At 60.8% G+C, this 14,340-nt stretch carries 10 protein-coding genes, 1 pseudogene and 1 other annotated feature; of the genes and pseudogenes, 7 read left to right on the top strand and 4 right to left on the bottom strand.

Going from position 1 to position 14,340, the window contains the following annotated elements; all coding sequences use genetic code 11:
* Positions 1-226: 226 nt before the first annotated feature.
* Complete coding sequence (gene sohB / locus GKQ23_RS12885) at positions 227-1,276, bottom strand: protease SohB (RefSeq protein ID WP_212408423.1); 1,050 nt, start codon at positions 1,274-1,276, stop codon at positions 227-229.
* A 222-nt stretch (positions 1,277-1,498) separates the two neighbouring features.
* Between sohB and GKQ23_RS12890 the strand changes: the two genes are divergently transcribed.
* Positions 1,499-2,260 carry a YciK family oxidoreductase gene (locus GKQ23_RS12890; protein ID WP_101505946.1) on the top strand — a complete coding sequence of 254 codons (762 nt, stop codon included), beginning with the start codon at positions 1,499-1,501 and terminating at the stop codon, positions 2,258-2,260.
* The gene (gene cobO, locus GKQ23_RS12895) at positions 2,260-2,853 is read left to right on the top strand and encodes a cob(I)yrinic acid a,c-diamide adenosyltransferase (RefSeq protein WP_212408424.1); all 594 of its coding nucleotides are present in this window, start codon (positions 2,260-2,262) and stop codon (positions 2,851-2,853) included. Before GKQ23_RS12890 ends, cobO begins: the two co-directional genes overlap by 1 nt.
* 278 nt (positions 2,854-3,131) lie before the next feature.
* Here the strand turns inward: cobO and rluB are convergent, their stop codons facing one another.
* Entirely contained in the window at positions 3,132-4,022 is an 891-nt protein-coding gene (rluB, locus tag GKQ23_RS12900; RefSeq protein WP_056238337.1) for a 23S rRNA pseudouridine(2605) synthase RluB, read from the bottom strand.
* A gap of 413 nt (positions 4,023-4,435) precedes the next feature.
* Here rluB and GKQ23_RS12905 point away from each other — a divergent pair, with 413 nt between their 5' ends.
* Together GKQ23_RS12905 and GKQ23_RS12910 are read left to right on the top strand one after the other, a co-directional pair.
* Positions 4,436-6,541 carry a TonB-dependent receptor gene (locus GKQ23_RS12905; protein WP_212408425.1) on the top strand — a complete coding sequence of 702 codons (2,106 nt, stop codon included), beginning with the start codon at positions 4,436-4,438 and terminating at the stop codon, positions 6,539-6,541.
* 777 nt (positions 6,542-7,318) lie between these two features.
* Positions 7,319-7,945, top strand: coding sequence for a serine protease (locus tag GKQ23_RS12910; RefSeq protein ID WP_371819995.1), 627 nt, complete (start codon positions 7,319-7,321; stop codon positions 7,943-7,945).
* A 32-nt stretch (positions 7,946-7,977) separates the two neighbouring features.
* On the opposite strand, the gene GKQ23_RS12915 is transcribed toward GKQ23_RS12910, so the two are convergent.
* Together GKQ23_RS12915 and GKQ23_RS12920 are read right to left on the bottom strand one after the other, a co-directional pair.
* Positions 7,978-8,598: an L-threonylcarbamoyladenylate synthase gene (locus GKQ23_RS12915; protein WP_212408426.1), complete on the bottom strand. Its 621-nt coding sequence runs from the start codon at positions 8,596-8,598 to the stop codon at positions 7,978-7,980.
* Positions 8,599-8,630: 32 nt separating this feature from the next.
* Positions 8,631-9,506 (bottom strand): PHP domain-containing protein, encoded by an 876-nt coding sequence (locus GKQ23_RS12920; protein ID WP_212408427.1) that lies wholly within the window; start codon positions 9,504-9,506, stop codon positions 8,631-8,633.
* A gap of 155 nt (positions 9,507-9,661) precedes the next feature.
* Positions 9,662-9,756: a sequence feature (Trp leader region), on the top strand.
* 23 nt (positions 9,757-9,779) lie between these two features.
* Between GKQ23_RS12920 and GKQ23_RS12925 the strand changes: the two genes are divergently transcribed.
* The 3 genes and pseudogenes from GKQ23_RS12925 to trpCF all read left to right on the top strand — a co-directional run bounded on the left by GKQ23_RS12925 (position 9,780) and on the right by trpCF (position 14,300).
* Positions 9,780-11,342, top strand: a complete 1,563-nt coding sequence (locus tag GKQ23_RS12925) for an anthranilate synthase component 1 (protein ID WP_056238349.1) — start codon at positions 9,780-9,782, stop codon at positions 11,340-11,342.
* Positions 11,342-12,933, top strand: a pseudogene (gene trpD, locus GKQ23_RS23895) (bifunctional anthranilate synthase glutamate amidotransferase component TrpG/anthranilate phosphoribosyltransferase TrpD). Before GKQ23_RS12925 ends, trpD begins: the two are co-directional and overlap by 1 nt.
* A gap of 2 nt (positions 12,934-12,935) precedes the next feature.
* Entirely contained in the window at positions 12,936-14,300 is a 1,365-nt protein-coding gene (trpCF, locus tag GKQ23_RS12940; RefSeq protein ID WP_371820214.1) for a bifunctional indole-3-glycerol-phosphate synthase TrpC/phosphoribosylanthranilate isomerase TrpF, read from the top strand.
* The last annotated feature ends 40 nt before the right edge of the window (positions 14,301-14,340 follow it).

Raw genomic sequence — 14,340 nt, forward strand, 5'->3', positions numbered from 1 at the left:
AAACGCCCACACTGTACCTGATAAAATTCGTTACGCAACTTAATTAGCATTTAGCAAGACATTTCGCCAGAAAAGGCAGCAAAAAGAGGCTGTTTTTTCAATCGCCTGGCCAGTGCGTCACTCTGACGCGCGACGCCCGGCGGCAATTTCCCCCGTAAAAAAACAAACGCCCGCGGCGGCGGGCGTCTTCAGAACAACATGGCCACAGGGGCCGCAACGCCGCTGATTACACCTGCGGCCTGGTCCCGCGCTGCCAGAGGCGCAGCAGCACGCCCTCCGCGCTGCGGGCGGCGCTGTGGGTAAAGCGGTCCATCAGGCGCTTGCGTCGCGCGTAGCGCACGCCGATCACCTGATGATTTTTCAACTGAGCGATAATCAGGTCGTCGCTGGTGCTGATAGCGTCGATCAGACCTTTTTCCTGTGCCTGGCTGCCGTACCAGTACTCACCGGTCGCCACGCTGTCGATGTCCAGCGCAGGACGCATCTGATGCACGTACTGTTTGAACAGCAGGTGGGTCTCATTAAGGTGCTCACGGAACTTCTCACGCCCCTGCTCGGTGTTCTCGCCAAACAGGGTCAGGGTTCGCTTGTACTCGCCGGCGGTGTGCAGCTCCACGTCAATCTCATTGCGCTTCAGCAGGCGGTTGAAATTAGGGATCTGCGCGACCACGCCAATCGAACCGATAATGGCAAACCGCGCGGCGACGATGCGGTCCGCCACGCAGGCCATCATATAGCCGCCGCTGGCGGCGACTTTATCCACCGCCACGGTCAGCGGAATGCCGCCGTCGCGCAGGCGCTGCAGTTGCGAAGAGGCCAGGCCGTAACCGTGCACCACCCCGCCAGGGCTCTCCAGACGCAGCAGCACTTCATCGCCAGGCGTTGCCACCGCCAGCACGGCGGAGACCTCTTCACGCAGGGAACTGACTTCACCCGCGTCCATGCTGCCTTTAAAGTCGAGCACGTAGAGGGTGCTCTGCGCTGCCGGCTGCGGCAGACCGCTTTTCGCCTGCTGTTTTGCCTGCTTCGCTTCCAGCTTGCTCTTCTTCTTATGCTCCTTCTGCCACAGCTTCTGCTGCAGCGGCTTCAGCTTCGCCAGCCGCATCTGATCCTGCAGCTCGGTATAGCGTTCACCCAGGTCACTGAGCTTCAGTTCACCGCCGGCCGCACGCCTGCGCAGGGCCAGCGCGGTGATGGCGACGGCAATCGCCACGATCGCTACCACGACGGTAACGGTTTTAGCCAGGAAAAGTCCGTAATATGTCAGGAAATCCACTCATTCCGCCTTATTTAACATTATGTTAGAGATAAGCCTAGTGTAGCCGACTCGCGCCGTCCCGTCGCCTGAAAGCGGGTAACATAAGATGAATTGCTGCAGGCCGGGATTGAACTGCGGGCGGTTTTCAGGCATAAACCCTTTTATTCAATCCAGGCAAAGGCTTAGCCACGACTGCCTGACCGGAAGCCGCCATCGCCCTGCTGCACTGAGGAAGTTCGTATGCATTATCAACCGAAAAGTGACCTGCTGGTCAACCGCATTATCGCCGTCACCGGTGCCAGCGACGGCATTGGCCGCGAAGCCGCCCTGACCTACGCCCGCTATGGTGCGCGGGTGGTGTTGCTCGGGCGCAATGCCGAAAAACTGCAGCAGGTGTGTGACCAGATCAACCTGACCAGCCGTGCCCCGGCGCAGTGGCTGCTGATTGACCTTGAAACCGCAACACCGGAGAGCTGTCAGCAGCTGGCCAGCGCGCTGGCAGAACAGGTGCCGCGCCTTGACGGGCTGCTGCACAACGCCGGGCTGCTCGGCGAAGTGCTGCCGATGGCCGAGCAGTCGCCCGCCGTCTGGCAGCAGGTGATGCGGGTGAATATCGATGGCACCTTCCTGCTGACCCAGGCGCTGCTGCCGCTGCTGCTGCGGGCCGGCGCTGCCTCGCTGGTGTTCACCTCCTCCAGCGTTGGCCGCCAGGGCCGCGCCGGCTGGGGGGCTTACTCGGTCTCCAAGTTCGCCACCGAAGGCATGATGCAGGTACTGGCCGACGAGTACGACAGCCGCCAGCTGCGGGTCAACTGCATTAATCCCGGCGGCACCCGCACCGCGATGCGCGCCAGCGCCTTCCCACAGGAGGATGCCGCTAAGCTGAAAACCCCCGCCGACATCATGCCGCTCTACCTGTGGCTGATGGGCGATGACAGCCAGCGTAAATCCGGCCAGACCTTTGACGCGCAGCCGGGGCGCAAGCCGGGGGCCGCAGAATAATGGCCGATAACGAACGTCATCAGCAGCGGCAGCAGCGGCTTAAGGAGCAGGTCGATGCGCGCGTCGCCGCGGCCACTGAGGTGCGCGGTATCCTGATGGTCTTTACCGGCAACGGTAAGGGCAAAACCACCGCCGCCTTCGGCACCGCCACCCGTGCGGTGGGCCACGGCAGGCGCGTCGGGGTGATCCAGTTTATCAAGGGCGAGTGGCCCAACGGCGAGCGCAACCTGCTGGAGCCGCACGGTGTGGAATTTCAGGTGATGGCCACCGGTTTTACCTGGGACACGCAGAACCGTGACACCGATACCGCCGCCTGCCTCGGCGTCTGGCAGCATGCCCGGCGCATGCTGCAGGATCCGGCGCTGGACCTGGTGGTGCTGGATGAGCTGACCTACATGGTCAGCCTGAGCTATCTGCCGCTGGAAGAGGTGCTGCAGGCGCTGCGGCAGCGGCCTGCGCAGCAGAGCGTGATTATCACCGGGCGCGGCTGCCACCGTGAGTTGCTGGAGCTGGCCGATACGGTCAGTGAGATGCGGCCGGTTAAGCACGCCTTTGACGCCGGCATTCAGGCACAGCAGGGCATTGACTGGTAAGCCGTTAACATAATAAAGAGGCCACACGGGTCCCTGTTATGGCTCATCCGCTTTAATACGATGGGTTGTCCTGCAGGATCCGGCGGATTTTACGTGCCAGTAAAGAGGGGCGACGATAGCCCCTGTTACGGGTCATCCGCTTTACAAAGAGGGGTTGTTCTGCAGGTTCCGGCGGATATTACGTACTAATAAAAAAGGGGACCCTATGGCCCCCTCTTAATACTCAACGCTTGCAGGATTTGCAGCGGCGTCAGATAACGCACGCCCGCCGTAGCATATTACCCCTGCTGGCGGCGCGATGAGCGACGGTTGCCGCCCGGCCTGGCCGTTTTGCTGGTGGTAGTGTGGCGCTTGACGGCACGACGGATCTGGCTGGCCTTGGTGCGACGGCGATCCTTCTCTACCGCCACCTTGCTGACGGTTTCCGGCTGCAGGCCCACCAGCTCACGCAGGTAGTTTGTCGGTGCCAGCTCCAGCTCGGTCCAGCCGCCGCGCGGCAGGCCTTTCGGCAGGTCGATATCACCGTAACGCACGCGGATCAGGCGGCTCACCTGCACGCCCACCGCTTCCCACAGGCGACGCACTTCGCGGTTGCGCCCTTCGGTCAGGGTGACGTTGTACCACTGGTTGATGCCTTCACCGCCGGAGAACTTCAGCGTTTTAAAAGCGGCCGGGCCGTCTTCCAGCTGCACGCCACGGCTCAGCTGTTTGATCTTCTCATCATCGACCTGACCAAACACGCGCACGGCGTATTCGCGCTCAACTTCACGGCTCGGGTGCATCAGGCGGTTGGCCAGCTCACCGTCGGTAGTGAACAGCATCAGCCCGCAGGTGTTGACGTCAAGACGGCCAACGGCGATCCAGCGCGCGCCGCGCAGCTTAGGTAAACGGTCAAACACCGTTGGACGCCCTTCCGGGTCGTTACGGGTACACAGCTCGCCTTCCGGCTTGTAATAGGCCAGAACGCGGCACACTTCGGTAATGGATTCGCTGACCGGCACCACGTGACCGTCGATACGGATCTTCAGTGATGCGCTGGGCACCACGCGATCGCCCAGCGTCGCCAGCTTGCCGTCAACGCTGACGCGCCCGGCAGAGATCATGGTTTCGATTTCACGACGGGAACCGTGCCCGGCGCGTGCTAAAACTTTTTGTAACTTCTCGCTCATGGAGCACCCTCTTTGTCGCCTTCCCAGGCGTCATGAAGAAAATAAAAAATTCTTTTATTTTCAATAACTTAAATAGAAACTCGCGGGCTATTATACAGGGTTTTACCGGTGCTGTAACCCGTTTTATAGCGCGTATAAGCATAGTTCAGATCGAGTCAGGCTGGCAGCCCCTGTTTGCTCCTCTGTGCCAGCGTGACGCATCCCCCGTTGATCTGAACCGCACTCCCCCCATCACAGCCCTTTGGCAAATGATTTATCTGACTGAGGGGCGCTGACTTAGCGGACTGCCTCAACCAATCATCAACGGGTCCTGAACAGGCTCCGGAGCCGGGAACTCATCACTTTTAATGCGAACAATTTTTATTATCATTCTTGGGTGCATTATCATTTACAGCGAATAAGAGGAAAATCTCATGGAAATTAGTAAATTATCCATTTTATCCAGCCTGGCACTGACCGGTGTGCTGTGCATTTCCGCCCCCGTGCAGGCCGCCGACGATACGCTGGTGGTCACCGCCAGCGGCTATGAGCAGAAGCTGACCGACGCCCCGGCGTCCGTTTCGGTAGTCAGCCAGCAGAAGCTGCAGGAGACGAATTACCAGGATCTCGGCGAGGCGCTCAGCGGCATTGAAGGCGTCAACGTGCGCGGCGGCACCGGCAAAACCGGCGGGCTGGATATCAGCATCCGCGGCATGGCCAGCAGCTATACGCTGATTCTGGTCGACGGCGTGCGCCAGTCGGCCAGCGCGGACCTGACCCCCAACGGCTTCGGCACGCTGAACACCGCGGTGCTGCCGCCGATGTCCGCCATCGACCATATCGAGGTGATCCGCGGACCGATGTCGACGCTGTACGGCTCCGACGCGATGGGCGGGGTGATCAATATCATCACCAAAAAAGAGGGCAAGGCGTGGCACGGCGCGCTGGATATCGGCCACGGCTTTCAGCAACGCAGCAAGTGGGGCGACAGCAGCAAGTATGACCTGTACGCCAGTGGCCCGCTCGGCGGCGGCGTCGACCTGACGCTGCGCGGCAGCTTCCTGCACCGCCAGGGCTCCGCCATCACCTCGCTCAGCCCGACCGGCGACAGCCGCGTGCCCTTCCCGACCGCAAGCGATAACTACGACCTCGGCAGCAAAATCAGCTGGGCGACCAGCGATAAGAATACCTTGTGGATCGATGGCGAAGCGTCGCGCCAGTGGTACAACAACAGCGATGGCCAGCTCGGCCCGGTTGGCGTAGCCGGCGGTGGCTACCGCGACTCGCTGCGCTTTGAGAAGAATAAGGTGATGGCCGGCCATAATACCGACATGAGCTTCGGCCGCTGGAGCTCGACGCTGACCTTCGACAGCACCGAGAACAGAGGCCGCGTGCTGACCGCCAAAACCCTCAGCCCCGCCAACGCTGGCCGCATCGGCGACGATCGCCAGCTGAAGAACACCAACGCCATTTTTGACACCTCGCTGGTGGCGCCGATCGGCGACGACCACCTGCTGACCGTCGGCGGGCAGTACTGGCAGGCGAAGCTGAAGGACGGCATCGTGCTGGCCAACAGCGGCGACACTTTTGAACAGAAAACCTGGTCACTGTACAGCGAAGATGACTGGCAGATCATCGATCCGCTGAGCCTCACCTGGGGGGCGCGCTACGAAAAGCACGACAGCTTCGGCGGCCACGTCAGCCCGCGCGCCTACCTGGTGTGGAACGCGCTGGATAACTGGACGGTTAAAGGCGGCGTCAGCACCGGTTACAAAGCGCCGTCGCTGGCACAGCTGCATAACGGCGTCAGCGGCGTGGGGGGCAACGGCACCACCAGCACCCTCGGCAACCCGAACCTGAAGCCGGAGACCAGCACCAATATCGAAACCGGCGTCTACTACGATAACGGCGACGGCACGAACTTTAACGTCACCGGCTTTATTAACCATTTCCGCAATGCGATTCAGTCGGTGGATCTGACCAGCACTACCTCCAGCTACGTTAACGTCGGTAAAGCCCGCACCCAGGGCGTCGAAATCGCCGGCGGCGTGCCGCTGGGCCTGCCGGAGCTGACCCTCAACGCCAACTATACCTATACCGATACCGCGCAGATCGGCGGCAAAAATCCGGGCGCACCGCTGACCAGTACGCCCCACCAGGCCGCTAACGCGCGCCTGAACTGGCGTGCTACGCCGGCGCTGAATACCTGGCTGGCGGTGGAGTATCACGGCAGGACGCCGCGCTTTACCAACAACTATGCCAACCTTACCCCGGTGCAAAAAACGCTCTATAACGATAAAGGTGGTGACCTCAAGGCCTGGACGGTGGTCAACCTGGGAGCCACCTACCAGCTGACCAAAGCGCTGAAGGTGAACGGATCGGTGAATAACCTGCTGGATAAGGATTTCTCCGAGGTGAACACCTATAAGGTGGGCAAAAGCACGCTGTACGGCGGTGATTACTTTAGTACCTCCGCTTCCACCAGCGGCTACGTGATGCCAGGCCGTAACTACTGGGTGTCGCTGAACTACAGCTTCTGACGGCCAGATCTGCCCGGCTGAGCTGCGCATCCTGCTACAGTCGCACCAGCGGGCCGGTCAGCCCCTCGCTTTTCTTCTGAGGGTATTCGTACGGTATGGATTAGCCGAAAGAGGAATACCGTGGGAGAACAGCGTGGAGATAAAACAGCATATCCGGCCCGGTAAATACCGTTAACCCAAATTAATATCCGCAGTGTGACCTTCGCGTATCACAGGAAGGGTTACTTACTGAGTTTATTATTATAAATCGCGGCGTACGGATTATTTCCCTCCTGCACCTGGAGAGGTAAGCATTAGTTGTATTGATACTATTGCTGTTTTAGTGTTCATCATTAGCAGGTGACGCCAGCTTTGCAGGTCAGCTCAGCGGTTAACGCCAGCCCGAAACCTTATCGCAGCACCAATATCCAACTTAAATCAAATTCATCATCATAAAGTTAATGCAATATCAAATGACCAGGCTATTCGGACAGTGGTTTGCTTAGTGGCAGATTATTAACGCTTTTTCTCTGTTCGGGCCAATAAGCTGTTTTAACCACCGTTAAGGTTGTGTAAACTTCGCACGGCGTACAGATAACGATCGACGCACTGTTAAATATAAATAATAAGTCGCATCCCGACGACTACAAATAATTTACAACATTGTTTCTTTAAATAAACAGAGGTCACGGGGAGGAAGTGTGTCTCCCGAACAAGCGCTGAGTGACTCTCAGCACCCATTTTGCACGCAGAACTCCTCACCAGGGAAACTTCATTGCGTGTCAGGACAAAACGAAAATGATGAAATTTAACGCGATTGCGGCACTGGCCGCGCTGACGCTGACCGGCTGTTCCGTCGGCAAATATAATTACAGCAGCACGGCGATGGAACGCGTCGATATGAGTTTTACCGGCATCCCGACGGTGCTCGGTATCGGCTCATTAGGTACCAGCATTCCCCTTACCCCCGAATACAGTCTGACCGCCGCCCACGTGGCGCGTTTTGCGGTGCAGCGCGTCAAGGCGTACCACCCTTATTGCGACCTGGCGATCATCTACCACAAAAATGACCTGAAGACGCTGCCGAAATTCCGCAGCAGTGAGGTTGGCGAACCGGTGAAGATGTACGGTTACAGCTTTGTCTCAGCGATGCCGGTGGAGTCGTCAGGCGTCAACCTGGCGCTGACCGGCATCCGCAACGGTTTTAACAAAAAGCCGTGCGCGGCGATGGCTTCTAACGCCGGCGTGGTGCAGGGTATGTCCGGCGGCGCGGTGTATAACGCGGATGATACCATCAGCGGGGTGATCGTCGGCTATACCAGCAAGGTACGCCAGCGGCTGAAGCCCAACGAGCCGCTGAAGGACGTCTCGCTGTATATCCCTTATCAGGGCTTTAAAGAGTGGCTGGCGGCGTCAACCTCCTGACGCCTGAATAAGAGACGGGCCACTGAACGGGATCAGAGGAACGGCGCGGTGTCCCCCACCCCTTCACGTACCACCTGCGGGCTGTCATCGGTCAGATCGATCACCGTGGTTGGCTGCTGGCCGAGATAGCCGCCGTGGATAATCAGATCCACCAGCTTGCCGATCTCATCCTGGATCGCTTCCGGATCGGACTCGGTAAAATCGTTGCCCGGCAGCATCAACGAGGTGGACATCATCGGCTCATCCAGCGCTTCCAGCAGCGCCAGCGCGATCGGGTTTGACGGCACGCGCAGGCCGATGGTTTTACGCTTGTCGTTCATCAGCCGGCGCGGTACTTCTTTGGTGGCCTTCAGAATAAAGGTGTAGTTGCCCGGCGTGTTGTTTTTGATTAAGCGGAACGCGCTGTTGCCAACCTGCGCATAGGTCGACAGCTCCGACAAATCGCGGCACATCAGCGTAAAGTTGTGGTTGCCGTCCAGCTGGCGGATGCGGCAGATGCGCTCCATCGCGCCTTTATCTTCCAGCTTACAGCCCAGCGCATAGCCGGAATCGGTCGGATAGACCACCACGCCGCCCTTGTTCAGCAGCTCAATCGCCTGCTTAATGAGCCGCGGCTGCGGATTCTCGGGGTGAATATAGAAAAACTGACTCATAAAAACCTCTCGTTTACCCGGTGCGGGTGAACTTATTGCAGGATGTCAGGAAAACGTTGCCACACGGCCTCAACGCCGCCGGGCAGCCATAATTTTTTGCCCAGTTCGATCCACGGGCAGGGCTGATGAAAATCAGATCCCTGGGACGCGGCCAGCCCGTAGTCACGGGCGTACTGCGCCAGCTGGGTGCGCTCGTTCGGTGCCTGCTGGCACTGCGCCACCTCCATCGCCTCGCCGCCCTGTTCGGCAAAATGGGCCAGCAGCCGCTTCAGCCACTTGGCCGACAGCCCGTAGCGGGCCGGGTGCGCCAGCACCGCACGGCCGCCGGATTGCTGAATCACATCAACGGCTTGTTTAATTGTACACCACTGTGGCGGCGCGTAGCCGGTTTTGCCCCGCGCCAGGTAATTTTTGAACACCTGTTGCATGTTGCTGGCCTTGCCCTGGGCGATCAGGAAACGGGCAAAGTGGCCGCGCCCAACCGCACCGCCGGCGGCCAGCGCCAGCGCGCCCTCCAGCGCACCGGGGATCAGCGCCTTCTCCAGCCGCTCCGCCATCAGCCGCGCACGCGCCAGCCGCCGTTCCGCCTGCTCAGCCAGAAACGCGGTCAGCGCCGGATGGACAATATCCACGCCGAGGCCGACGATATGGATCTCATGATTTTCCCACAGCGAGGAGATCTCCACCCCGGCAATCAGCTGCAGCGGCAGCTGGTGCCTGGCGATCGCCTCACGCGCCGGCCGAACGCCGTCGGTGCTGTCGTGATCGGTGATGGCCAGCACGGTAACGCGCTGCTCCACCGCGCGCAGCACCAGGGCTTCCGGGCTGAGCAGGCCGTCGGAGGCCTGGCTGTGGCTGTGCAGGTCAAACAGGGAATAGACTGAGGTTGAAGGACTGTCTGCGGTCAAAACGACTCCGGCGCTACATTAAAATTGGCTGCATAATACCGCCATTCCGTGCTAAGAGAAAAAGAGTATTGACTTTTTTCCTGCGAACCAGTTAACTAGTACACAAGTTCACAAACACAGGGGTCACGATCATGTTCAACCTTATTCGCGTTAATACCGGTTGGTGGCACACTTCTCCCTGAACGGGCGGAGTTGTTCTGCACAGATGAGTCGTGCAAACCCCAGGCCCGCTGAATGCGGGCTTTTTTTTGAGCAAAATATCGGGAACCTCTTATGCAAAACGCCAGACCTGGAGTGAAGTTAATCACCGGCAGCGCCCCGTACCGTGAAGATCCGGCGGCGGTGTTTCATCAGCTGTGCGGCGCTCGCAGCGAAACGCTGCTGCTGGAGTCGGCAGACGTCGACAGCAAGCGCAACCTGAAGAGCCTGCTGATCGTCGACAGCGCGCTGCGCATTACCGCGCTGGATAAGACGGTGACCATTCAGGCGCTGTCGGAAAACGGCCGCGCGCTGCTGCCGCTGCTGGACGCCGCCCTGCCCGCTTCGGTGCAGAACAGCGTGCGCCCGGACGGCCGTGAGCTGCTGTTCCCGGTCAATACGGCGGTGCAGGATGAGGACGCTAATCTGAAGGCGCTGTCGGTGTTTGACGCGCTGCGCCTGCTGCCAACCCTGGTCAGCGCCCCGGAGGAAGAGCGCGAAGCGATGCTGCTCGGCGGCCTGTTTGCCTACGACCTGGTGGCCGGCTTTGAGACGCTGCCCGAGCTGCACAACCAGCAGCGCTGCCCCGATTACTGCTTCTACCTGGCCGAAACGCTGCTGGTGATCGACCACCAAACCCGCAGCGCCCGCCTGCAGGCCAGCCTGTTTACCCACTCGCCGGCCGAGTTCCTGCGTCTGCAGAGCCGCATTGAGCAGCTGCACAGCCAGATGATGCAGCCGGCACCTGCGCTGCCGGTGCAGCCGGTGGCGCAGATGACGCTGACGGTCAGCCAGAGCGATGAGGATTACTGCCGGGTGGTGCGCGAGATGCAGCAGGCGATCCGCGTCGGCGAAATTTTCCAGGTGGTGCCGTCGCGCCGCTTCTCGCTGCCGTGCCCGTCGCCGCTGGCCGCCTATGAGACGCTGAAAAACAGCAACCCCAGCCCGTATATGTTCTTTATGCAGGATCGCGATTTCAGCCTGTTTGGTGCCTCGCCGGAGAGTTCGCTGAAGTATGACGCCAGCAGCCGCCAGATTGAGATCTACCCGATTGCCGGCACCCGCCCGCGCGGCCGCCATGCTGACGGTTCCCTGGATCGCGACCTCGACAGCCGCATTGAGCTGGAGATGCGCACCGACCATAAAGAGCTGGCCGAGCACCTGATGCTGGTCGACCTGGCGCGCAACGACCTGGCGCGCATCTGCGAGGCGGGCAGCCGCTACGTCGCCGACCTGACCAAAGTCGACCGTTACACCTTTGTGATGCACCTGGTTTCCCGCGTGGTCGGCCAGCTGCGCGGCGATATCGACGTGCTGCACGCCTACCGCGCCTGCATGAATATGGGCACCCTGAGCGGCGCGCCGAAGGTACGGGCGATGCAGCTGATCGCCCGCGCAGAAGGCACCCGCCGCGGCAGCTACGGCGGCGCGGTGGGCTACTTCACCGCCAGCGGCGACCTCGATACCTGCATCGTCATCCGCTCCGCTTACGTGGAAGACGGCGTGGCCACCGTACAGGCCGGTGCCGGCGTGGTGCTTGACTCTGACCCGCAGGCCGAAGCCGACGAAAGCCGTAATAAAGCGCGCGCCGTGCTGCGCGCCATCGCCACCGCCCACCACTGCCAGGAGATTTTCTGATGGCCGATATTCTGCTGCTCGATAACGTCGACTCCTTTACCTATAACCTCGTCGACCAGTTACGCACCTTTGGCCATAACGTGGTGATTTACCGTAACAGCGTCCCGGCGGACACCCTGATCGCCCGCCTGCAGGAGATGGAAAACCCGGTGCTGATGCTCTCCCCCGGCCCCGGTGCACCCTCTGAGGCGGGCTGCATGCCGGAGCTGCTGCAGCGCCTGCGCGGCCAGCTGCCGATTATCGGCATCTGCCTCGGTCACCAGGCCATTGTTGAAGCCTACGGCGGCCACGTCGGCCAGGCGGGCGAGATCCTGCACGGCAAAGCCTCCGCCATTCAGCACGACGGCGAAGGCATGTTTGCCGGCCTGAGCAACCCGCTGCCGGTGGCCCGCTACCACTCGCTGGTCGGCAGCAACCTGCCGGAAGGCCTGACGGTCAACGCCACCTTTAACGGCATGGTGATGGCGGTGCGCGACGACGCACGCCGGGTGTGCGGCTTCCAGTTCCACCCGGAATCCATTCTCACCTCCCAGGGGGCACGCCTGCTGGAACAAACCCTCGCCTGGGCGCTGGCGTAATTACGGAGATATCAATGAATAGCATTCTTGAACGACTTTACCAGGGTGAGACGCTGACGCAGGCCGAGAGCCACCAGCTGTTTGCAGCGATTATTACCGGCCAGCTGGAACCCACCCAGCTTGCGGGCGCACTCATTGCCATGAAGCTGCGCGGTGAGAAGCCGGCGGAGATCGCCGGCGCGGCCAGCGCGCTGCTGGCGGATGCCAGACCCTTCCCGCGCCCGGACTATCCGTTTGCCGATATCGTCGGCACCGGCGGCGATGGCAGCAACAGCATTAATATCTCCACCGCCAGCGCCTTTGTGGCGGCGGCCTGCGGGCTGAAGGTGGCCAAACACGGCAACCGCAGCGTCTCCAGCAAGTCCGGCTCGTCCGATCTGCTGGCGGCCTTCGGCATCAGCCTCGACCTGCCCGCTGACCAGGCGCGCCAGGCGCTGGACGACCTTAACGTCTGCTTCCTGTTTGCGCCGCAGTACCACAGCGGTTTCCGCCATGCGATGCCGGTGCGCCAGCAGCTGAAAACCCGCACCATCTTTAACGTGCTCGGGCCGCTGATTAACCCGGCGCGGCCGCCGCTGGCGGTGATCGGCGTCTACAGCGCGGATCTGGTGCAGCCGATTGCCGAAACCCTCAGGGTGCTGGGCTATAAGCGCGCGGCGGTGGTGCACGGCGGCGGCATGGACGAAGTCGCGCTGCACAGCGTCACCCACGTAGCCGAACTGCGCGAAGGCGAGATCACCCGCTACCAGCTGACGCCGGACGATTTTGGCCTGAACAGCCACCCGCAGGAGGCGCTGGCCGGCGGCACGCCGGAAGAAAACCGTGACATTCTGACGCGTTTACTCCAGGGTAATGGCGAGCTGGCGCACGAAGAAGCCGTAGCGGCTAACGTCGCGCTGTTACTGAAGATTTTTGGCCACGAAGATCTGCGGCAGAACGCGCAGCAGGCGCTGGAAGTGATCCGCAGCGGCCGCGCTTATCAACACGTGACCGCACTGGCGGCGAGAGGATAATGATGCAGCAGGAAACCGTACTGAATAATATCGTCCGCGATAAAGCTGACTGGCTGGCAGAGCGCCAGCAGCAGCAGCCGCTGGCGTCATTTAAGGATCAGATCGTCCCCGCCACGCGCAGTTTTTACGACGCGCTGCAGGGTGCCCGCACGGTGTTTATCCTCGAGTGCAAGAAAGCTTCGCCCTCGAAAGGATTAATCCGCAACGACTTCGACCCGGAGGCGATCGCCGGCGTCTACAAACATTACGCCTCGGCGATTTCGGTACTGACCGACGAAAAATATTTCCAGGGGAGCTTTGATTTTCTGCCGCTGGTCAGCGCGGCGGTCACCCAGCCGGTGCTGTGCAAAGACTTTATTATCGATCCCTATCAGATTTACCTGGCACGCCACTACCAGGCGGACGCCATCCTGCTGATGCTGTCGGTGCTGAACGATGAGCAGTACCGCCAGCTGGCCGAGGTGGCGCACGGCCTGAATATGGGCGTGCTGACCGAAGTGATCAGCGATGACGAGCTGGAGCGCGCCACCGCGCTGGGCGCGAAGGTGGTCGGCATCAACAACCGCGACCTGCGTGACCTGTCGATCGACCTCGACCGCACCCGTCGCCTGGCACCAAAGGTGGCGCACGGCGTGACGGTGATCAGCGAGTCCGGCATCAGCAGCTATGCGCAGGTGCGCCAGCTCAGCCACTACGCCAACGGTTTCCTGATCGGCTCCGCACTGATGGGCGAGGACGATCTCAACGCCGCCGTGCGCCGGGTGATCCTCGGGGCCAATAAGGTCTGCGGCCTGACCCGGGCGGAAGACGCCCGCAGCGCGCGGGAGAGCGGCGCAATTTATGGCGGGCTGATCTTCGCTGACGGCTCACCGCGCAGGGTGGACGTGGCGCAGGCGCAGCAGGTGATGGCCGGTGCAGCGCTGAAATACGTTGGCGTATTCCGCAACAACCCTTTAAGTGACGTTGTCACTACCGCGCGACAGCTAAGCCTGGCAGCGGTACAGCTGCACGGCGATGAAGACCGCGAATTTGTCAGCCAGCTGCGTGCTCAGCTGCCTGAAGAGGTGCAAATCTGGAAGGCGTTCAGCATTAGCGATCGCCTTCCCGACCGCGACTGGCCGTTTGTTGATCGCTACGTGTTTGATAACGGTAACGGCGGCAGCGGCAAGACCTTTGACTGGTCGCTGCTGCAGGGGCAGAGCCTCGACAACGTGCTGCTGGCCGGTGGCCTGAGCGCGGACAACTGTGTTGAGGCCGCCCGCCTCGGCAGCAGCGGCCTGGACTTCAACTCCGGCGTGGAAAGCGCCCCGGGTATTAAAGACCCGGCAAAAGTCGCCGCCGTATTTGCCACGCTGAAAGCTTACTGATTGCAGGCCGGGTGCTGCACCCGGCCCACCTATTGAAGAG

Source organism: Erwinia sp. E602, assembly GCF_018141005.1.
Lineage (GTDB): Bacteria > Pseudomonadota > Gammaproteobacteria > Enterobacterales > Enterobacteriaceae > Erwinia.

What these genes read in the sequence shown, in the direction of transcription:
- GKQ23_RS12890 (WP_101505946.1), top strand. Translation starts at nt 1,499, where the DNA reads ATGCATTATCAACCGAAAAGTGACCTGCTGGTCAACCGCATTATCGCC.
- cobO (WP_212408424.1), top strand. Translation starts at nt 2,260, where the DNA reads ATGGCCGATAACGAACGTCATCAGCAGCGGCAGCAGCGGCTTAAGGAG.
- rluB (WP_056238337.1), bottom strand. Translation starts at nt 4,022, where the DNA reads ATGAGCGAGAAGTTACAAAAAGTTTTAGCACGCGCCGGGCACGGTTCC.
- GKQ23_RS12905 (WP_212408425.1), top strand. Translation starts at nt 4,436, where the DNA reads ATGGAAATTAGTAAATTATCCATTTTATCCAGCCTGGCACTGACCGGT.
- GKQ23_RS12910 (WP_371819995.1), top strand. Translation starts at nt 7,319, where the DNA reads ATGATGAAATTTAACGCGATTGCGGCACTGGCCGCGCTGACGCTGACC.
- GKQ23_RS12915 (WP_212408426.1), bottom strand. Translation starts at nt 8,598, where the DNA reads ATGAGTCAGTTTTTCTATATTCACCCCGAGAATCCGCAGCCGCGGCTC.
- GKQ23_RS12925 (WP_056238349.1), top strand. Translation starts at nt 9,780, where the DNA reads ATGCAAAACGCCAGACCTGGAGTGAAGTTAATCACCGGCAGCGCCCCG.
- trpCF (WP_371820214.1), top strand. Translation starts at nt 12,936, where the DNA reads ATGCAGCAGGAAACCGTACTGAATAATATCGTCCGCGATAAAGCTGAC.